Source organism: Microbacterium sp. p3-SID336 (genome assembly GCF_025143365.1).
In the GTDB taxonomy this organism is placed as follows: Bacteria; Actinomycetota; Actinomycetes; order Actinomycetales; family Microbacteriaceae; genus Microbacterium.
This window is the reverse complement of the sequence record NZ_JALXPE010000034.1, coordinates 25298-45009: the sequence shown is the minus strand read 5'-3', so window position 1 is coordinate 45009 and position 19712 is coordinate 25298. Positions and strand designations below refer to the sequence as shown.

The window sequence follows — 19712 nt, the reverse complement described above, 5'->3', positions numbered from 1 at the left end:
GATCTCGGCGTCAGGCGTCCTCGTCGAGGAACGTCAGCAGACGGTCCTGCGCGTTCTGGAGATGCTCGCGGCCCCGCTGCTCGGCGAGTTCGGGATCGGCCGCGCGGATCGCGTCGAGGATCCCGCGGTGCTCCCGTTCGATCACCTGAGGGTCCAGGAGGTGGTTCACCTGCACCTGGGCGAGGCACAGCCGCATCCGATTGATCACCTTGTCGTGGATCGCGCTCAGCCCCGGGCTCTCCAGCAGATCGACCAGCGCTCGGTGGAACTGCACGTCCGCATCGACCAGGCTCACCACGTCGCCCTCGCTCGCCGCCGCGCGAAGCCGCGCGATCTCGCTGTCCGCACCATCCAGCGATCGATCGTGCGCAGCGAGCAGGCGGTACACCCCGGTCTCGATGACCGAGCGGGTCAGGTACATGTCCCGGAGCGTCTCCGGGGTGAGCGTCAGCACGCGCGCCGCGTGATGAGCGGGCCTCTCCAAGAGCCCTTCGGCGATCAGCCGCTCGACGGCGACGCGGGCGCTCGGCCGCGACACCTTGAAGTCCTGGGCGATCGCCGCCTCGGCCACGCGCGCACCAGCCGGGATGCGCTGGGTCAGGATGCGCTCGCGGAGCACCGCGGTGAGGGAGTCTGCGACCGAGACCACCGAGAGCGTGCTGCTGTCGTCCATCCGCCCAGAATATCCGGTCTCGAGGTGTGCAAGACGTGCGTACATGTATTACAGTTTTGCTCGCACCCCGACGACGAGGAGTCTCATGCGCATCCTGGTGGCGATGGACAAGTTCAAAGGCACAGCCACAGCCGCTGATGCCTGCGCCGCCGTCCGTCGAGGTCTCGGTGCCGCCCGCGCCGATCTGGTGGTGCGCGACCTGCCCATGGCCGATGGCGGAGACGGCACCCTGCAGGCCCTGATCCACGCCGGTTTCGTCGCGGAGGACGTCGTGGTGCGCGATGCGCTGGGCGCGCCGCTCGACAGCACGATCGCCCACCAGGACGGCGTGTGGCTGATCGAAGTCGCGACGGTGTGCGGGCTCGGAGGGCGCCGCCCCACGACCGACGAGGCGGAGCGCGCCGACTCGTCCGGTGTCGGCGATGCCGTGCGGCACGCCCTCGACGCGGGTGCCACGGCCGTGCACGTCGCCCTGGGCGGCAGCGCGACGAGCGACGGCGGCGCGGGGATGCTGCGGCAGCTGGGTGTGCGTCTCCTCGACCGCGCGGGGGCACCGCTCCCCCGCGGCGGCGCGGCGCTGACGGACCTGCACCGCATCGACTGGTCCGGGCTCGACCCCCGCCTGACCTCGGTCGCGCTGACCGGACTGTGCGACGTGGACACGCCACTTCTGGGGACGGACGGCGCCGCGGCGGGATTCGGACCCCAGAAGGGTGCCGACGCGGGCGCTGTCGCGCGACTCGAAGCCGGCCTGGCCCGCTTCGCCGAGGTCGCGACGCACGACCGACCGCCGTCCGGTGCCGTCGATCCGCGACACCCCGGAGCGGGCGCGGCTGGCGGGCTCGGCTGGGGCCTGCTGCTGCTCGGAGCCGAGCTGCGCAGTGGCGGCGAAGCCGTGGCCGAGGTGATGGGGCTCGACGCGGAGATCGCCCGGAGCGACGCGGTGATCACGGGCGAAGGCCGGCTCGATGCACAGTCCCTCGCGGGGAAGGTGCCGTCCGTCGTCGTGCGGATGGCCGCGCGCCATGGCGTTCCGGTGTACGCCATCGTCGGCCAGGACCAGCTCGGCGAGCGGGCACGCGCCGCGGGTCTCGCCGGCGTCCTCTCCCTCGGCGACCTCGCACCCGGCACCGAGCACGACCCCGCCCTGACCCTGCTGACCCTCGAACAGGCGGGAGCGCACCTGGCACTCCCGCTCCTGCGGACGGCCGACCCGGCCCGCACACACTGACCACGACCCACCCTGAAAGGACGACGATGTCACTCAAAGACGTGCGCCGCAGCCTGCGCGGACCGGAAGCGTCGATCGACGACCAGATCGAGAGCTACTCGACCGCCCGCGTCCCGGCGCAGCAGCGCTGGCCCATCCCGGCCATCAGCCTCGTGTTGCTCGGGAACGCCACGGCGATGTTCTTCTTCTCGTTCGGCGCCCAGCAGCTCTTCACCGTCGGCTGGCCGCTCATGCTGCTGCCGATCGGCTACTTCTTCATCGGCGCCCTCGTGATCGGGGCGCTCACGATGCGCATGGCGAGCCGGGAGGGACTGTCGCAGGGACTGCTGTCGCGCGGCCTCGGCTTCGGCGCCCGAGGAGCCGCCGTCACCTCCTTCATCTACGCGATCAACTTCGTGTTCTACTTCCTCTTCGAGGGCACGATCGTGTCGCATGCGATCGCCTACTCCCTCGGCATCGACATCGGCTCGCTCGGCGGCATCGTCATCTTCGCCCTGGTCGGCCTGCTCACGATCGGGCTCGTCTGGCGCGGCATGTACTCCATGTCGATCCTGCAGACGTGGGGGTTCCCGATCTTCGTGGTCCTGCTCGTCTGGGCGATCGTGGCGATGGCGAATCAGCCGGGCGGCGCCGAGGCGTTCCAGTGGGGACCGATCGGCGCGGGCGGCGGCGCCGGCCTCGCCGCGGCGATGAGCCTCGCCAACGGGCAGATGATCTTCCAGGGACTCATGGCGACCGACTACGGCCGCTTCGCCGCCCGCGACATCCGCTACCGCGGGACGGCCACCATCATGCTGCTGGAGCTGATCCCGATGTTCGCGGTGATCGGTCTCGGCGCGTACTTCGGCGCGGGTCTCGTCGGCGCCTTCGGGCCGGAGAAGGCGCAGGACCCTGGCTTCGTGTTCGTGCACCTGATGGGCGTCGCCGGCGTGATCTTCGTCGTGATCACCCAGATCCGCATCAATGTGATGAACCTGTACGGCGGCTCGATCACGCTGGCCGCCGGCTTCGACGTCATCGCGCACTTCCGCCCCGGCCGGCCCTGGTGGATGTTCGGCGTCTGGCTGTTCGGCGTCGTGTTCTACGCCGGGAATGTGATCAACCATCTGGACACGTTCCTCGCCATCACCGGCGTCCTCACCAACACCTGGGTACTCGTCCTGCTGACCGACTACTTCATCTGCCGTCGCCTGCTGAAGCTCGGCCGCACGGAGGACATCGAGTTCGAGGAGGGCAAGGTCAGGGCCTGGAACCCCTGCGGTCTGCTCTCCCTGGGAGCCGCTGTCGCCGTCGGCGCCGCCGGGATCCTCGGGCTGTACCCCATGGAGTACGCCTCGTTCGTCGCGATGATCGTCGGCCCGGTGCTGCACGTCATCCTGACCGCGGCGACCAAGGGACGCTTCTACCGGCCGAAGGTCGAGCCCGCCGTCGTCGAGGAGACGGCGCGATGACGCCCGCGACCGAGACCTGGGCGCCCGCGTGGAGCTGCGACTCGATCGTGGCGACCCCTGCCGGGTCGAGCACGGGGCGGACGATCTTCGGAAAGAACAGCGACCGCCCTGCGGGGGAGTCGCAGCCGCTCCGGCTGCGACCTGCTCGGAACGCGGGGGCTCCGCTCGCGCTGGCGCAGCTGGTCATCGACGACGCGCCCGCCTCCGCGCACATCGGCTCCGCGCCCTTCTGGTGCTGGGGCTACGAATCCGGCGTGAACGAGCATCGGGTGGCGATCGGCAACGAGGCGCTGTTCACGACGCCTCTGCGTGCGGCGATCGCCGCGGCGCGCGACGGCGAGGAACCGGCGCCGGGGGTGCTCGGCATGGAACTCGTGCGGCTCGGGCTCGAACGGGCCCGAACCGCCAGGGAGGCCGTCGACGTCATCACCGCGCTGCTGGAGAAGCACGGCCAATGGGGTTCGGGGAAGTTCGGCGAGAGCGCGATCACCGGGGCGTACGACAACGCCTTCCTGATCGCGGATCCGCAGGAGGCCTGGATCCTCGAGACCGCGGGGCGGGAGTGGGCGGCACGGCGTGCGGATGCGGTGGACAGCATCAGCAACGAGATCAGCATCCGCCGGGACGCCGAGCTGCAGAGCGAGCACGCCGCACGGGAGGCCGCGGCGCACGGATATACGGCGACCGCGGAACTGGACTTCGCCGCCGCGTTCACCGATCCCCTCGTGCCGCTGCAGGTGTCGCACATCCGGCGCGCGCGGTCGCGGGACCTCTTGGAACGCGCGCGCCTCGCGGGCGGCGTCGACATCGACCACATGCGCGGCATCCTCCGCGATCACCTGGAGGACTCGTTCCTCGGCGGCCCCACGTTCGACGCGGCGTCACCCGACTTCCTCACCCTGTGCATGCACGAGGCGCCGTCCGGCTTCACGTGGGGCAACACCGCGTCGTCGATGATCGTCGAGCTGTCGCCGGACCCGGACGCCCTCGACGTGGTGTGGTGGGCGGCGGCGACGCCCTGCACCACCGCGTACATCCCCGTCTTCCCCGATGCGTCACTGGCGGGCGGCCTGTCCCTCCCGGGCGAGCGCGCCGCGATGCCGCCGCATCAGTACCGTCAGGACCTGTTCGACCCTCGCTCGTACTGGTGGCGGACGCAGCGGGCGCTCGACAGCGCGCGGCTCTCCGGACGCTTCGGCGCGGCGCAGCAGGCGCTGCGGGCGCACCTGGACCCGGTGGAACGCGATGCCACCCAGCGCGTCGCCGAGCTGCAGTCCGCGCGCGCCAGGGAGGGCGCCACGGAGACGCTCCGCCGCCGCTGCGCTGCTCTCACCGCCGATGTGGTCCGCGCGGTGGACGCGGCGACGGAGGCAGCGCTGACCGAAACCGGCATCGCGGTTCAGGTCGACCCCCGCTGGAGGCCGTGACACCGGTCAGCGCACGTTGCCGTTCGAGCAGGTCTGCTGCGCGGCGGAGTTGCCCTTGATGCTGTCCGGCAGCGCGACGACGTCGCTCGGAGTGGCGTTCGGATCGGGCGTCGCATCGACCGGCGTGGTCGGCTCCTGCACGATCACGCCGTCGTTGCTGGTGTTCTGATGCGTGACCTGCAGCTGCGCGTTCGCCTCGATGGCCTCCCACATCACCGAAGCGGCCTGCTGGTTCGGGACGACCTTGTTCGGGTCGGCGCTGTCGGTGTTCGTCGGGTACTGCAGGAAGACGATGTCCTCGAACGGCACCGACTTCACGGCGAGCGCGATCTGCACGATCTTCATCGGGTCGGCGAGCGAGGTGCTGGTCTCGAGGTTGTTGAGGCCGATGTTGGCGAGCTTGAGCATGACAGGGACGTTGCCGAGCGTCTCGCCGCTGATCAGGGCGCGGGCCAGGCTCGACATGTACTGCTGCTGGTTGCCGATGCGCCCGAGATCGCTGCCGTCGCCGACGCCGTGCCGGGTGCGCAGGAACTGCAGCGCCTGCAGACCCTGCAGCCAGTGCGTACCCGCCTCCATGTCGAGGCCGGTGTAGCGGTCCTTGATCGGGTTCGCGAGGCACACCTCGACGCCGCCGATCGCATTGGTGATCTCGATCACGCCGCCGAAGGTCACCGAGGCCGCGAACTGCACCTCCTGGTCGGTCAGCTGCGAGATGGTCTTCGCGACGCAGTTGAGGCCGCCGTCGGTGTACGCGGTGTTGAGGGGCTGCTTGCTCATGGCGGAGTGGACGTCGCCGTCCTCATCCGTGCATTCGGGGATGGGCACCATCAGGTCGCGCGGGAAGCTGACGACCGTGATCCGACGCGGCTCCTGGGAGACGTGGACGAGCAGGTTCACGTCGTTGAGCGTGCCGCCCGCGTCGCGACCGGTGCAGCGGTCGCCGAAGAGGTCCTTGTACTTCTCCTCGCAGGTGTCGACACCGGTGAGCACGAGATTGAAGCCGCCCTTGTACTCGCCGATGTCCGGCGGCAGCTCCTCCTGGCCCTCCAGGTCGACTGCGTTCGCGGAGACAGTGCTGGAGAAGTCGTAGAGAAGGTACGCCCCGACGCCGAACCCGCTGACGAGGACCACGGAGAGACCGATCGCGACGAACTTCAGCAGCTGCCCGAGGGGTCCCGGGGTGCGCTGTTGACCGTGTCGTGCGATGGTACGGCGGCGGCGGGGGGTGTCGCTCACTCGGGCCCTTTCGAATTCGGCGCGGCTCGGGGGGACTCACCGTGCGCGGTATGCGGAGGGTGTGGGATTCGAACCCACGAGACATCTCTGCCCACTGGTTTTCAAGACCAGCTCCATCGGCCGCTCGGACAACCCTCCCGACAGATGCGTCTGCCGACCAGGCGTGAGTCTAGCCGAACTCTATTCTCGTGCGTCGACCTGGGCGGGTGCTGGAAGCGTGTCGAGCGCCAGCGCGAGGCCACCGTCGACGACATCCGCCGTGGTCTCCCCCGCTGCGCGCTTCACCTCGGCCGGCGCCTGCCCCATGGCCACCGCACGACCGCCCCCGGCGAGCGCCCATCCGAACATGCCGATGTCGTTGCGACCGTCCCCGGCGACGAGCACCCGCTCCGCGTGCAGGCCCAGTTCCGCGCGTACGCGTTCGAGCGCCGTGCCCTTATCGACGCCCTGCGGCGCGATGTCGAGCCACGCCGTCCAGCCGATCGCGTAGGAGACCTCGTTGAGACCGGCGTCGGCGACCAGACGATGGAAGTCCTCCTCGTCGTGCCCTGGCGAGACGACGACGATGCGGGAGACGGGAAGCACGCTGAGCTCGTCGAACTCCACCTGCCGACCGCCGTCGAGCGTCCAGTCGTCGAGCTGCTCCGTGTAGAGGCGCTGTCCCGAGCCGAGCTCGACCATGTACCGTGCCTCCGGCAGCCGGTCGCGCAGCAGCGCCAGCGCCGGCGTGGGATCGAAGGTCTCGACGTGCCACCGCTCCCAGTCGTCACCGACCCGGCGCATGGTCACCGCGCCGTTCGAGCAGACCACGTGATCGGGCGTGATACCGAGCTCCTCGACGTACCGTCGCGTGGCCATCCAGCTGCGGCCGGTCGCGATCGTCACGAGGTGACCCGCGTCGCGGACCCGAGCCACGGCCTCCGGTACGCCGGGGCTCATGGTCTCGTCCTGCAGCAGGATCGTCCCGTCGACGTCGAGGCCGACCAGCCAGGGGGCGGTCACCGGGCAGCTCGCTCGTCGGCGAGCGGGCTGATCACCTCGAGCCCGCCGAGGTAGGGGCGCAGCACCGCCGGCACGCGCACGGAGCCGTCGGCCTGCTGGTGCGTCTCCAGCAGCGCCACGATCCACCGCGTCGTGGCCAGGGTGCCGTTGAGCGTGGCGACGTGCTGGGTCTTGGGCGCGCCAGACCCCTCCTCGGCCTCCGGCCGGTGCCGCACGTCGAGCCGGCGGGCCTGGTACGTCGTGCAGTTCGACGTGGAGGTCAGTTCGCGGAAGGCGCCCTGCGTGGGCACCCAGGCCTCGATGTCGTACTTGCGCGCAGCGCTGGAGCCGAGGTCGCCCGCTGCGACGTCGATCACCCGGTACGCCAGGCCGAGCGCCGTGAGCATCTCCTCCTGCAGCGCGACGAGCCGCAGGTGCTCGGCCTCGGCGTCCTCGGCCGTGGTGTACACGAACATCTCGAGCTTGTTGAACTGGTGCACGCGGATGATCCCGCGGGTGTCCTTGCCGTGCGACCCCGCCTCCCGGCGGTAGCACGTGGACCAGCCGGCGTAGCGCAGCGCCCCGTCGGAGAGGTCCACGATCTCGTCCTTGTGGTATCCGGCGAGCGCGACCTCACTCGTGCCGACCAGGTACAGGTCGTCGTCCTTGTCGAGGTGGTACACCTCGTCCGCGTGCTCGCCGAGGAAGCCGGTGCCCTGCATGATCTCCGGCCGCACGAGAGTGGGCGTGATCAGTGGCACGAAGCCGTTCTGCAGCGCCTTGTCGAGCGCGAGGTTCATGAGGGCGATCTCGAGGCGGGCGCCGATGCCGCGCAGGAAGTAGAACCGGGCCCCGGACACCTTGGCGCCGCGCTCCATGTCGATCGCGCCGAGCAGTTCGCCGAGCTCCAGGTGGTCGCGGGGCTCGAAGTCGAACGCGGGGAGCTCGCCGACGCGACGCAGCTCGATGAAGTCCTCCTCGCCGCCCGCCGGCACCCCGTCGATCACGATGTTCTCGATGCGGGCGAGGGCGACGGCCGCCGCCTCCGACGCCGCGTTGGCCTCGGCCTGCGCCTGCTTCACGCGCTCGGCGAGATCCTTGGCCTGAGCGACGAGCGCGGCCTTCTCCTCCTTCGGCGCCTTCGCGACCTGCTTGCCGAAGGCGTTCTGCTCGGCCCGCAGCTCCTCGAACGCCGTGAGCGCGGCACGGCGCGATCGATCGGCCTCGAGTGCGACGTCGACGGTGCTCTGGTCGTTGCCACGGGCAGCCTGCGAACGGCGGACGATCTCCGGGTTTTCGCGGAGGAGTGCGAGGTCGATCATCCGTCAAGTCTACGAGGTGCGCCGGAGCCCTCCCGGTGCCGGTCTAGAGTAGGCGCCATGACCATGAGCCGCCCTGTCACGAAGCAGGCGGCGCTCGTCTACAACCCGGTGAAGGTCGACGGCAAGACCCTGCGTGCGCAGGTCCGCGCGCTGAGCAGGGAGGCGGGGTGGGAGCATCCCGCGTTCTACCCGACGACGGTCGAGGACGCCGGTCAGGGGGCCACCGCAGAAGCCCTCGCACGGGGCGTCGACGTGGTGCTGGTGGCGGGCGGAGACGGCACGGTCCGGGCGGTCGCCGAGGCCATCGCGAACACCGGCGTGCCGCTGGCGATCCTGCCGAGCGGCACGGGCAACCTGCTCGCCCGCAACCTCGGCCTGCCGCTGACGGACCCCGCCGAGATGATCCGCGCGGCCCTGGGCGACTTCCGGCACGCGATCGACATCGGCTGGGCGCGCATCACCCGCGAGGGCGGCGACGAGGTCGAGCATGCGTTCGTGGTCCTCGCGGGCATCGGGCTCGACGCGGACATGATCGCCAACACCCGCTCGGACCTGAAGAAGTCGGTCGGCTGGATCGCGTACGTCGACGGGGCCGCCCGCTCGCTTCCGCGGGCCAAGCCCTTCCGCACCGTGTACCAGATCGGCGAGGGCCGTCTTCATTCCACCAAGGTGCACAGCGTGCTGTTCGCCAACTGCGGCACCCTCCCCGCCGGGATCAGCCTGATCCCCGATGCCTCCATCACGGATGCGACGCTCGATGTCGCCGTCATCCAGCCGACGGGCGTGCTCGGCTGGCTCGGCGTGTGGCGCAAGATCTGGTGGGACAACTCGGTGCTGCGACGGTTCCGCGCCGGCCGCCTGGTGCTGGAACGTCGAGGCAGGGACGCCTCCGTGCACTACTTCCGCGGCTCCGCGGCCGAGGCCGCCACGTCGCACCCCGTCCCGATCGAGCTCGACGGCGACGAGTTCGGCATCGCGGTGCGCGTCGTGTGCCGCGCCGACCCCGCGGCTCTCCTGCTCGCCCTCCCCACCGGCCACCCGGTGCACATCCTCTAGCCCTTGGGCTGCTGAGTCAGAGCACCTGGACCGTGCCGTCGAGGCCGCCGCCGACCAGCGTGAGCGTGAAGGGTGCGTCGTCGTCGACCTCGTCCTCGGCGAACGCGATGACCGTGCCGCGCGGGACCATGTCCATCGTGCACACCTGCGTGTCGTCCGTGGCGAACGTGACGGTGCCGGTGGATCCGGAGCCCTCGAGCGATTCGACCACCGGGAGGCAGGTGGAGGATCCCCACGTCAGCAGCACGAGACCGCCGTCGTCGTACCATCCCGCCGAGGGTGCGTACTCGGTCGGGCTCCCGGGAGCACCGGTCGCGTCCGGGTCGCCCTCGAGGTCGATGTCGTCGGTCATGTCGCCGTAGGTGACCTGCAGCGTGATGTCCTTCGTAGGATCCACGCCCTCGGGCAGTCCCCCCACGCTTGCGCGGGGCGCGAGGTCCGCGGTGCACGCCCGCTCGGTGGCGCCGTCCCCCTCGGGCTCGGCCAGTGTGACCGACACCGTCTGTCCTTCGGCCGTGACCTCCGCGACCTGCGGGATGCACGTCGATGACCCCCAGCTGACCACGGCGAACATGCGCCCGTCGTCGAGCAGTGCCCCCTCCAGGTCGTTCTGGTCGTCGCCGCTGCCCGCGTCACCAGGGCCGCTGGACGGATCGGAGGTCGCATGCGGCGCGGCGCCGCCCGGGCCCACCGTGCAGCCGGCGAGGAGGACGACCGCGGCGAGGGCGGAGACGGACGCGACGGCGAGACGGCGGGGAGTCATGTCCACAGGGTACCGGCGAGGCCCTCGTGCGGATACGGGGGTTGACGCGCGGTCGCGGTCACTGCAGCGCGGAGGTGAGTCGTGCCAGGTTGTCGAGCACCGTCGAGCGCAGCGGCTGCTGCATCCACTCCTCCAGCGTGAGCTCACGGCTCAGCGAGCGGTACTTGTCCTCGACCTCGCGCATCTCGGTCACGAACTCCTGACCGCGCACGAGCATCGACACTTCGAGGTTGAGGCCGAAGGAGCGCATGTCCATGTTGCTGGACCCGATCACCGCGACCTCGTCGTCGATCGTGAGGCTCTTGGTGTGCAGGATGTAGGGCTTGCGGTACATCCAGATGCGCACCCCCGCACGCAGCAGCGCCTCGTAGTAGCTGCGCTGTGCGTGGTACACCATCGCCCGGTCGCCCTCCTCGGAGACGAAGAGCTCGACCTGCACGCCGCGGTCCACCGCCGCGGTGACGGCCAGCAGCAGAGCCTCGTCGGGGACGAAGTACGGGCTGACGATCATGATCTTCTTCTTCGCCGCGTAGAGCAGCGCGAGGAAGAGGCGCAGGTTGTTCTCGACCTCGAACCCGGGGCCGGACGGCACCACCTGGCAGTCCAGATCGCCGGAGCCGATGTTGGCGTGGACGATGTCTATCTCCTCCAGCACCACGTCGGTCTCGCTGTACCAGTCGCTTAGGAAGATCGCGTTCACGCTCAGCACCACGGGGCCGTCGAGCCGCACCATCAGGTCGACCCAGTGCAGGCCGCGCTTGATGTTCTTCTTGAGGTTGTACGTGGAGTCGGTGATGTTCTGCGATCCGAGGAATGCGATGTTGCCGTCCACCACGAGCAGCTTGCGGTGGTTGCGCAGGTCGGGCCTCTGCATCTTGCCCTTGAGGGGCTGCACCGGGAGCATCAGATGCCACTCCGCACCCATGGCCTTGAGGCGGGCGATGGTCTGACGGTAGCGGGGCTTGCCGCGATTGGCCCAGTGGTCGAGCAGTACCCTGACCTCGACGCCGCGCGCCGCCACCTCTTCCAGCGCCCGGAAGAAGTTGTCCGTCGATTCGTCGGACTGCAGGATGTAGAACTCGACGTGCACGTAGTCCAGTGCGGTGCGGATGGCCTCCGCCATCTCGTCGAGCGACTCCTGATAGTCGGAGATCAGGTGAGCGCCGTTGTCACCCGACAGCGGCAATGCTCCGAGGCGCTGGTTCATCTGCACGATCGGCCCGAACCACGCCGGCGCGTGGGGCCGCAGCGTGCCGAAGTGCAGATGTTCGCTCGTCTCGGCGATGTACGCGTTGATCTGATCCTGCTTCCGGCGTCGGGCACGCGGGAGACGCGGGTTGCCGATCAGCAGGAACAGGAAGACGCCGACGAAGGGGATGAAGAAGACGGCGAGCAGCCAGGCCATGGCCGCCGTGGGCCGCCGGTTGCGCGGAATGATGATGATGGCAGTGACACGGATGACGATGTCGAGCGCCACGAGGAAGGCGGCCAACCACCAGCCCCAGGACCCTGCCGTCATCGCGCCCCCTCACCCACGTCGAGGCGTGTCGCCTCGCGGCGCACCGGAGCCGGTGCGCTCGCTTCACAGTAGCGGATGGGTCGGACTCAGGCGCGCGGCGGGAGCCCGCGTGCAGCGCGCTCCTCGGCTTCGATCTTGGCGTGCACCTTCCGCTCGGTGCGGTCGAAGCGGAGAATCCCGCGCAGCACGATGAAGAACACGATGCTGACTCCCACGGTCGGCAGAAGCGACCATGCCGCGGCGAGCCAGAAGTTGTCCATACCCCCCATGGTACGCGAGCGGCTCCTGCACAGGCGCCGCGCGGCGAGATTCGCGTCCACATCTCGGGATCCTTCCTCCGCGGCGGTCGCCATCGGTCGATGCTGTCCGTCATGACAACCGTGCTCCGCGCCTCCGACTCTGCTCAATTCCTCGGCATCGTCCCGATGCTTGCCGGTTTCACGCCCCGGCGCAGCGTCGTCCTGCTGCCGTTCCGCGGGACCCGCACGGAGGGTGCGATGCGGCTCGATCTGCCGGACACCGGCGCCGCGCTCGACCGTTACGCCGCCGCCGCGATCGAGCTCGTCCGCCGCGTGGCGGGCACCGATGCGGTCGCGGTGGTGGTGTACACCGACGAGGACACGACCCTGACTCCGGATGGCCTCGTGCTACCCGCCGCGGTCGCGGTGGATCACGTGCTCGGCTGCGCACACGCCGCCGGGCTGCGGATCGTGGACGCCCTGTGCGTCGCGCGGGACGGCTGGTCGAGCTACCTCGAGGAGGCGCCGGCGCGACATCCGCTCACCGAGATCCCTCCGATGCCCGACCTCCCCGAGGCGAGCGACGTGTCCGGCGACCAGTTCGCGGGGGCGCAGCTGCCCGCGGTCGCCAGAGTCGAAAGGGAGCGCGTCATCCGTGCGCTCAGGCGCCTCGGTGCACTGCTGGATGGAGACGCCCGGCCGACCGGCCGCACGGACCCGCAGGCCATCGCCGCGCTGGTGCTGCTGGAGGACATCCCGGCGTTCTTCGAGTCGGTGCTCTCGGCCCCGGAGGAGCTGCCGCCGTTCGCGACGGCCGCGCTGCTGTGGTGCCTCGAGCAGCCGATGCTGCGCGACACCGCGATCGCGCAGTGGGCCACCGACCTGGCGGGCGGCGTGCGCACGCTCGGCGCGCAGGTCGCCTACTCCGCGCGGGGGACCGAGCTGCCGGACGACATCGGGCGCCTGTTCGCGGGGCACGGCGCGGCGCCCGACAACGAACGGCTTCGGCGGGCGCTCCTCGTCGTGCGCCACGCGGCCGCCCTCGCTCCGCGCGCCGCGCGCCCCGCTCCACTCACCGCCGCCGCCTGGCTGTCCTGGGCCCTGGGCCGCGCGACGCACGCGGGGCGCTATCTCGACCTGGCCCGCCGCATCGACCCGGACTACCGGCTCGCCGTGATGATCGACATGCTGATCGCCACCGTGCCGCTTCCCGAATGGGCGTTCCGTGGGCGGCGAGACGGATGAGGGACGCGGACTACTTGACGAGCGGGAACAGGATGGTCTCGCGGATGCCGAGGCCCGTGATGGCCATCAGCAGCCGGTCGATGCCCATGCCCATGCCACCCGAGGGCGGCATGCCGTGCTCGAGAGCCCGCAGGAACTCCTCGTCGATCGGCATCGCCTCGACGTCGCCACGCGCGGCGAGCTTGGCCTGCTCGACGAAGCGCTCGCGCTGGATCACGGGATCGACGAGCTCGGAGTAGCCCGTGGCCAGTTCGAACCCGCGGATGTACAGGTCCCACTTCTCCACGACGCCCTCGACCGAGCGGTGCTCGCGCACGAGCGGGGACGTGTCGACGGGGAAGTCCATCACGAAGGTCGGGCGCACCAGGTCCCCCTTCACGAAGTGCTCCCACAGCTCCTCGACGAGCTTGCCGTGGGTGGCCTGCGGCGGCACGTCCACACCGTGCTCCTCGGCGAAGGCGATCAGGTCTTCCACCGCATCCTGCGGGGTGACGGTGCGCCCCGAGGCCGCCGACAGCGACTCGTACATGGAGATGCGGTCCCACTCGCCACCGAGGTCGTACTCGGTGCCATCGGCCCAGGTCACCGTGGTGGACCCGGCCACCGCGATCGCCGCCTGCTGCACGAGCTCCTGCGTGAGCGCCGCCATCTGGTTGTAGTCGCCGTAGGCCTGGTACGCCTCCAGCATCGCGAACTCCGGGCTGTGCGTGGAGTCGGCACCCTCGTTGCGGAAGTTGCGGTTGATCTCGAACACGCGCTCGATCCCGCCGACCACGGCCCTCTTCAGATACAGCTCCGGCGCGATGCGCAGGTACAGCTCGGTGTCGAACGCGTTGGAGTGGGTGACGAACGGCCGCGCGGACGCGCCGCCGTGCTGCACCTGCAGCATCGGCGTCTCCACCTCGAGGTAGTCGTGGCTGGCGAAGGTGGCGCGGAGGCTGGCGTTGACGGCGGCGCGGGCGCGCACGGTGGTGCGCGCCTGCTCACGGACGATCAGGTCGAGGTAGCGACTGCGGACACGACCTTCCTCGCTCAGCTCCGCATAGGCGTTCGGAAGCGGGAGGATCGCCTTGGATGCGATGGCCCAGGCGTCGGCCATGATCGACAGCTCACCGCGGCGGCTGGAGATCACCTCGCCGTGCACGAACACGTGATCGCCGAGGTCGACGTACTCCTTCCAGTCCGCGAGCGATTCCTCGCCGACGTTGGCGAGCGAGATCATCGCCTGGATGCGCGAGCCGTCGCCGGCCTGGAGCGTGGCGAAGCAGAGCTTGCCGGTGTTGCGGCTGAACACCACGCGACCGGCGACACCCACCTCGACCCCGGTCTCCGCGCCCGCCTCGAGGTCGCCGTACTCGGCGCGCAGCGCCGGGATGCTGTGCGTCACCGGGACACCGACCGGGAAGGCGCCTCCGCCGGCGTCCGCACGCTTCTGGATCAGACGCTCGCGCTTGGCGAGGCGCACAGCCTTCTGCTCGTGGACATCCTCCGCTGAGGGGTCGTTCGAGTCGGATTCGGGCGCGGCGGACGCGTCAGTCATGAGTGGGGCTCCTTGGAGGTCGCCCCCAGTTTACCGAGGCGCGATGCCGTGCCTCCGCGGCGGCTGGGTAGCCTCGAGGCATGGCCTCCTCCCGGATCGTCCACACTGCTGCCACTCTCGCCGTCGCGGCGGCCGCCGTCCGCGCCCCGAGCGCTGCGGCCGCCGCGGCGGCAGGAGGAGGAAGCGCCGTCCCCGCAGGAACCGTCGCCGCCGACGTCGACGTGGACGACGTCTCGTACGCGTCGTGGGACGCACAGTACGACGTGGGAGTCGACGACGCGGGACGCGCGGTCATGCACGTGACCGAGACGCTGGTCGCTCGGTTCCCTGACGCGGATCAGAACCGTGGGATCGTCCGCGGACTCGCCACGTCGTACGAGAACGCAAGCATCGACACGCGGGTGCTGTCGGTCACGGACGACGCCGGCGACCCCGTGCCCTACGAGACCGATGAGGAGGACGGCCTCCTGCTGGTGCTCACCGGAGACGACGATTTCGTGCACGGCCTCACCACCTACGTGATCGAGTACGAGATGCGCGACGTCATCCTGGCGACGACCCCCGCCGACGCGTCGACTCCGGCAGCGGACGAGTTCTACTGGGACCTGCTCCCCCTCGACAGCACGCAGGACATCGAGCGGTTCACGGCAGAGATCAGCTTCGACGCGACGATGAGCGAGAACCTGAGCGGCTCGACCCGCTGCTACACCGGGGCGCAGGGGTCGCGTGCGGAGTGCACGCTCGACGGCCCGCGCGCGGAGGACGGCTCGGCTTCCTTCCGCACGGCGGCAGAGGCGGTACCGGCAGGGCAGGGCGTGACGGTTGCGATCGGCTTCGAGCCCGGGACCGTCGTGCAGCCCTCCGCGCGCACGCCCAACCCGGTGACGGACGTCGGACCGGTGATCGCGGCGGCGGGTGCCGTCGGCCTCTCCGTCGCCGGGTGGTTGGCGGTCGGCGGGTTCGCACGCAGACGGCGCCGTGCCACGGGCATCGTGGTCGCGCAGTACGACGTGCCGGACGACCTGCCTCCGCTTCTCGCCGCCGCCGTGATCCCGAACGCGAAGGACGTGATCCCCGCCGAGATCGTGCACCTCGCCGTACGAGGACTGCTGCGGATCGAGGAGGGGGCGGCGCCGGAGCAGCCGCGGTTGCGGCGCCTGGCAGCAGAGCGCGTACCCGATCCGCTCGATCAGGCGGCGCTCGACGAGGTCTTCGCCGGAGCGGACTCGCAGGGGGTCGTCGATCTGCCTGCCGCGAGTGAGGACTTCGCGATGCAGATGACCGCCCTGGCCCAGCGTGGAGTCTCGGCAGGGGCGGAGCGCGGCCTGACCGAGAGGGCGCGCAGCCGGGGCGCCGTCGTTCTGCAGTGGTGTGCGATCGTCCTCGCCCTCGTCGGGCTCACGCTCGGCATCTGGGGTGTCGCGACCGGACGGCTCGCCGCGATACCGGGGATGGTCGCGATCTCCTTCGGCGCGGTGCTCGTGGCGATCTCGACGTTCTATACCTTCTCCCGGCACACGGTGCTCACCGCGGAGGGGGCGCATCGGCTCGAATACCTCGAAGGTGTCCGCGAGTTCATCCGCGTGGCCGAGGAGGATCGGCTGCGCATGCTGCAGTCCTATCGCGGTGCCGAGCGCCGACAGGACGGGGGCGCGGACGTGATCCACCTGTACGAGCGGCTGCTGCCCTACGCGATGCTGTTCGGCATGGAGGACGAGTGGGGCGGGGTGCTGGAGAGCGCCTACACGCGCGAGCAGCGCGGCGCGTCGTGGATCGGGGATCCGACCTCGCTCGCACTGCGCGCACCGCTGGCGGCGTTCATGAGCTCCTCACAGTCCGCGGCGACCTACACCGCGCCGACGACCGGAAGCTCGTCCAGCGCGGGAGGGTCGTTCGGCGGCGGGTTCTCCGGTGGCGGCGGGGGCGGCGGCTTCTCCGGCGGACGCTGACGCCGCGTCGGGGCAGGCGGCAGACACCAAACCCCGCCGCGTCTCGGCAGAGCGAGCGGGAACCGGACGCCGCGTCAGCGCAGACGCCGGGATGCGGACACCGGGCGACGCCGGGTGTCGGCAGAGCCGCCGGGACCGGAGCGATGCCCCCGCCTTCCGCCGGCTGACACCGCAGCGCAGAGGCGGGGCAGGCACCGCGTCAGCGCAGAGGCGGGGCGGACACCGGACGCCGCGTCAGCGCAGACGGCGGGCAGACACCGGACGACGCCGGGTCTCGGCAGAGCCGCCGGCGGCTGGAGCGATGCCCCGCCTTCCGGCGGTCGTCACCGAGTCATAGCAGGGGCGGAGGGTCCGAGGCCTCGCGCAGCGCGCGCTCGACCGTCGACTGCACGAGCGCCGAGAGGTAGCCGCCGGGGTTCTCGACTCCGATGTCGCGCAGCGCCGATGTCGACTGACCGATGATCGAGCGCGAGAACTCGGTGACGGTCTCGATCGCGTCGGCGTACGCGGCGCGATCGGCCTCGGCGATCACGACGGGCTCGCATCCCATCTCGACGGCGAGCGCCTGCGCGATCGGGAGCACGGCAGCCGGCGCGGTGACCGCGGCGTATCCGGCCTGCAGCTGCCGCAGGTCGATCGACGTGCCGGTGAACGTGATCGCGGGATGCACCGCGAGCGGGATCGCACCGCGCTCGGCGGCGGGGCGCAGCACCTCGATGCCGTGCCCGGCGTCGGTGTGCAGCACGAGCTGTCCGATCTGCCAGCCGCCCACCTCGGCGACGCCCGCGACCAGCGACGCCAGCTGGTCGGACGGGACGGCGAGGACCACGAGCTCTGCTCGCCGCACGACCTCCTGGGCCTCCAGCACCGGGACGCCGGGGAGGACGGCAGAGGCGCGCTCGTCGTCCGATCCGCTGGTGATGCCGACGACCGCATGACCCGCGCCCGCCAGGGCCGCGCCCACCACGGGGCCCACCCGGCCGGCGCCGATGATGCCGATGCCGAGGCGCCCGTCGCGCACCACGGTCACTCCTCCGTCTGCGCGGACCGTGCCGCCCGCCGCGTCGGCGGGACCGCAGGCGGCTCGACCGGCGGAACCGGAGGCGGCGACACCGCGGGCGGCGGGACCGCAGGCGGCTCGACCGGCGGAACCGGAGGCGGCGACACCGCAGGCGGCCCGACCGGAGGAACCGGAGGCGGCGACACCGCAGGCGGCCCGACCGGAGGAACCGGAGGCGGAGACACCGCAGGCGAAGCGACCGGAGGCGGGAAGGCCACGGGAGATCCCACCGGCGGCACCGCGGGCTGGGCGGCGACCGGCGCTGCCGCAGGAGGTGCGGGCGCTCCGGGGGGTGCGAACGGCGCGGGCTGCGCGCCCAGCGGAGGCGGAGGCGCGTCGAAAGGCGGCGGGGCCTGCGGCGCGGCGTGCTCGCTCCACCGGTGCGTGCGGTCGCGCGAGGCGGCCTCCGCGGCGGCGCGGCTCGCCTCCTCCAGCAGGGCCAGAGCATCCGCGCGCTCGAGCCCCGCGAGGACCCCCGTGATGGGGCCGGGCACGGTGTGCACCTGCGCGCCGGACACCCGCTGCATCCGGTCGATCGGCCCCTGGTTCAGCGACACTCCCTGCAGGCGCGCGAGCGGGAACACGGCGAGCTTGCGCCACACGATGCCCCGACGCAGCAGCAGGCCGTCGGGGGTCACCGCGTACCCGTGCCGCTTCCACGAGAACGGGCGGCGCCACCACGCACGCTGCGGCATCGTGCGGTACGGGTCCTGCTCGGCAGGCCCGACCACCCCCTGCTCCCACAGTGCCGGGATGCTCGCGGCAGGCACGTCGGGGAGCACGAGTGCGAGCACGCGCTCCACGTCGGCGCGCTTGCCCACCGGCAGCACCACGTTGAACTGCTGCCCGCTGCCGGACGACTGCTGCGCGACGCTCTTGCCGCTCATCCGGTTGATCTTGATGGTCCACCAGCCGAACGGGCGCCACAGCAGCGACTGCGACACCTCGACCGCGAAGATCCGCCCGGGGGGCAGCGTCTCGGTCACGGTGGTCAGCAGGCCGTAGGTGATGCGCACGCCGTCCGGCGTGGGCGCGATCGAATAGCGGAGCGACTTCGAGATCTGCGCCCAGGTGATGCCGACCACCGCCACGGCCATCGGGACGCCCATGCCGAGGCCGATGCCGAGCAGCACGACGCCGCCGTCCGGGTCTCCGTCGACCAGCATGCCGATGATCGTGCTGCCGATCGCGATCGCGAAGATCGCGCCGAAGAACACCAGCCAGAGCAGCCCGGAGATCAGCTGCGAGCCCACCAGCCGCCCGGTCGGGATCTTGACGACGCTCTCGGGCACCACGTCCTGCAGGTCGACGCCCGCGATGAGGCTCGTGACGCCCTCGTTGACCGAGCCGACCAGCTGTGCGCGCGCCGACGCGGTCCCGGGTGCGGCCGGGGCCGTCGCGCCCGGGTTCATCGCCGCATGGCGTGCAGCGCGGGCCCCCGAGGCGAGCCGCAGGATCTCGGCGCGCACACCCTCCGCGCGGGGAGTCGCCAGGTACTCGAGCTCCACGTTCGCGTCGGTGCCTGCACCCACCACCTCGAGCTTGGCGAGGCCGATGATGCGCGCGGGGAAGGGGCGCGTGAGGTTCACGCCCTGCACGCGGTCGAGGGGCGCCCGACGATGCGAGCGGAAGATGATGCCCTTGCGCACCTCGACGTGGTCGCCGGTGATGCGGAACTGCTGGAAGCGCCACACGAACCAGAAGATCGCGACGAGCACCACGACGAGCCCGAGCACGCTGAGCAGCGCGACGAGCACGAGGTTGTTCGACAGCACCCAGTCGACGGGGTCGCCGCCGGTGTAGTCGCCGTAGTGCGCCTCTTCGGGCGTGAACAGCGCGACGAGCCAGGCAATGACGCGATCGCGCATGTTCGCGATCACGATGCCGGCCACGATGATCAGCGCCAGCCCGCCCTTGAACAGGGGGGTCAGCGGGTGCATCCGATGCCATTCGCCGTCCGCCAGGTTCGTGGACGGTGCGGGCGCTGGCGCGAAAGGGACGCCGTGTTGCTGCTGCG

16 protein-coding genes and 1 tRNA gene are annotated in these 19712 nt (G+C 70.9%); 6 read left to right on the top strand and 11 right to left on the bottom strand.

Annotated elements, in window-relative coordinates:
* Positions 1 to 10: 10 nt before the first annotated feature.
* Positions 11 to 673 carry a GntR family transcriptional regulator gene (locus tag M3C17_RS11625; protein WP_259977914.1) on the bottom strand — a complete coding sequence of 221 codons (663 nt, stop codon included), beginning with the start codon at positions 671 to 673 and terminating at the stop codon, positions 11 to 13.
* Between the two features lie 85 nt (positions 674 to 758).
* Between M3C17_RS11625 and M3C17_RS11620 the strand changes: the two genes are divergently transcribed.
* The 3 genes from M3C17_RS11620 to M3C17_RS11610 are packed head-to-tail and all read left to right on the top strand — an operon-like array spanning position 759 to position 4782.
* The gene (locus M3C17_RS11620; RefSeq protein WP_259977913.1) at positions 759 to 1904 is read left to right on the top strand and encodes a glycerate kinase; all 1146 of its coding nucleotides are present in this window, start codon (positions 759 to 761) and stop codon (positions 1902 to 1904) included.
* A gap of 26 nt (positions 1905 to 1930) precedes the next feature.
* Positions 1931 to 3355 (top strand): cytosine permease, encoded by a 1425-nt coding sequence (locus M3C17_RS11615; protein WP_259977912.1) that lies wholly within the window; start codon positions 1931 to 1933, stop codon positions 3353 to 3355.
* Positions 3352 to 4782: a C69 family dipeptidase gene (locus M3C17_RS11610; protein ID WP_259977911.1), complete on the top strand. Its 1431-nt coding sequence runs from the start codon at positions 3352 to 3354 to the stop codon at positions 4780 to 4782. The genes M3C17_RS11615 and M3C17_RS11610 overlap by 4 nt, the downstream gene beginning before the upstream one ends.
* Positions 4783 to 4788: 6 nt before the next feature.
* Here M3C17_RS11610 and M3C17_RS11605 read toward each other — a convergent pair whose 3' ends face one another.
* The 4 genes from M3C17_RS11605 to serS form a co-directional block, all read right to left on the bottom strand.
* Complete coding sequence (locus tag M3C17_RS11605; RefSeq protein WP_259977910.1) at positions 4789 to 6021, bottom strand: LCP family protein; 1233 nt, start codon at positions 6019 to 6021, stop codon at positions 4789 to 4791.
* 53 nt (positions 6022 to 6074) lie between these two features.
* A tRNA-Ser gene (locus tag M3C17_RS11600) sits at positions 6075 to 6159 on the bottom strand.
* A 42-nt stretch (positions 6160 to 6201) separates the two neighbouring features.
* A complete protein-coding gene (locus M3C17_RS11595; protein ID WP_259977909.1) occupies positions 6202 to 7023 on the bottom strand; it encodes an HAD family hydrolase in 822 nt (273 codons plus the stop codon).
* Positions 7020 to 8324, bottom strand: a complete 1305-nt coding sequence (serS, locus tag M3C17_RS11590) for a serine--tRNA ligase (protein WP_259977908.1) — start codon at positions 8322 to 8324, stop codon at positions 7020 to 7022. The genes M3C17_RS11595 and serS overlap by 4 nt, the downstream gene beginning before the upstream one ends.
* Positions 8325 to 8381: 57 nt before the next feature.
* Between serS and M3C17_RS11585 the strand changes: the two genes are divergently transcribed.
* On the top strand, positions 8382 to 9380 hold the full coding sequence (locus M3C17_RS11585) for a diacylglycerol kinase family protein (protein ID WP_259977906.1): 999 nt from the start codon (positions 8382 to 8384) through the stop codon (positions 9378 to 9380).
* Between the two features lie 16 nt (positions 9381 to 9396).
* Here the strand turns inward: M3C17_RS11585 and M3C17_RS11580 are convergent, their stop codons facing one another.
* The 3 genes from M3C17_RS11580 to M3C17_RS11570 all read right to left on the bottom strand — a co-directional run bounded on the left by M3C17_RS11580 (position 9397) and on the right by M3C17_RS11570 (position 11922).
* Complete coding sequence (locus tag M3C17_RS11580) at positions 9397 to 10143, bottom strand: hypothetical protein (protein ID WP_259977903.1); 747 nt, start codon at positions 10141 to 10143, stop codon at positions 9397 to 9399.
* A 58-nt stretch (positions 10144 to 10201) separates the two neighbouring features.
* Entirely contained in the window at positions 10202 to 11662 is a 1461-nt protein-coding gene (cls, locus tag M3C17_RS11575; protein ID WP_259977902.1) for a cardiolipin synthase, read from the bottom strand.
* An 86-nt stretch (positions 11663 to 11748) separates the two neighbouring features.
* Complete coding sequence (locus tag M3C17_RS11570) at positions 11749 to 11922, bottom strand: hypothetical protein (RefSeq protein ID WP_259977900.1); 174 nt, start codon at positions 11920 to 11922, stop codon at positions 11749 to 11751.
* A gap of 111 nt (positions 11923 to 12033) precedes the next feature.
* Here M3C17_RS11570 and M3C17_RS11565 point away from each other — a divergent pair, with 111 nt between their 5' ends.
* On the top strand, positions 12034 to 13146 hold the full coding sequence (locus M3C17_RS11565; protein ID WP_259977899.1) for a DUF4192 domain-containing protein: 1113 nt from the start codon (positions 12034 to 12036) through the stop codon (positions 13144 to 13146).
* A gap of 10 nt (positions 13147 to 13156) precedes the next feature.
* On the opposite strand, the gene lysS is transcribed toward M3C17_RS11565, so the two are convergent.
* Positions 13157 to 14686 (bottom strand): lysine--tRNA ligase, encoded by a 1530-nt coding sequence (lysS, locus tag M3C17_RS11560; protein WP_259977898.1) that lies wholly within the window; start codon positions 14684 to 14686, stop codon positions 13157 to 13159.
* Between the two features lie 80 nt (positions 14687 to 14766).
* On the opposite strand from lysS, the gene M3C17_RS11555 reads away from it, so the two are divergent.
* Positions 14767 to 16635 (top strand): DUF2207 domain-containing protein, encoded by a 1869-nt coding sequence (locus M3C17_RS11555; protein ID WP_259977897.1) that lies wholly within the window; start codon positions 14767 to 14769, stop codon positions 16633 to 16635.
* A 331-nt stretch (positions 16636 to 16966) separates the two neighbouring features.
* Here M3C17_RS11555 and M3C17_RS11550 read toward each other — a convergent pair whose 3' ends face one another.
* The gene (locus M3C17_RS11550; protein ID WP_259977896.1) at positions 16967 to 17659 is read right to left on the bottom strand and encodes a DUF2520 domain-containing protein; all 693 of its coding nucleotides are present in this window, start codon (positions 17657 to 17659) and stop codon (positions 16967 to 16969) included.
* 2 nt (positions 17660 to 17661) lie between these two features.
* On the bottom strand, positions 17662 to 19635 hold the full coding sequence (locus tag M3C17_RS11545) for a PH domain-containing protein (protein ID WP_259977895.1): 1974 nt from the start codon (positions 19633 to 19635) through the stop codon (positions 17662 to 17664).
* Positions 19636 to 19712: the final 77 nt, after the last annotated feature.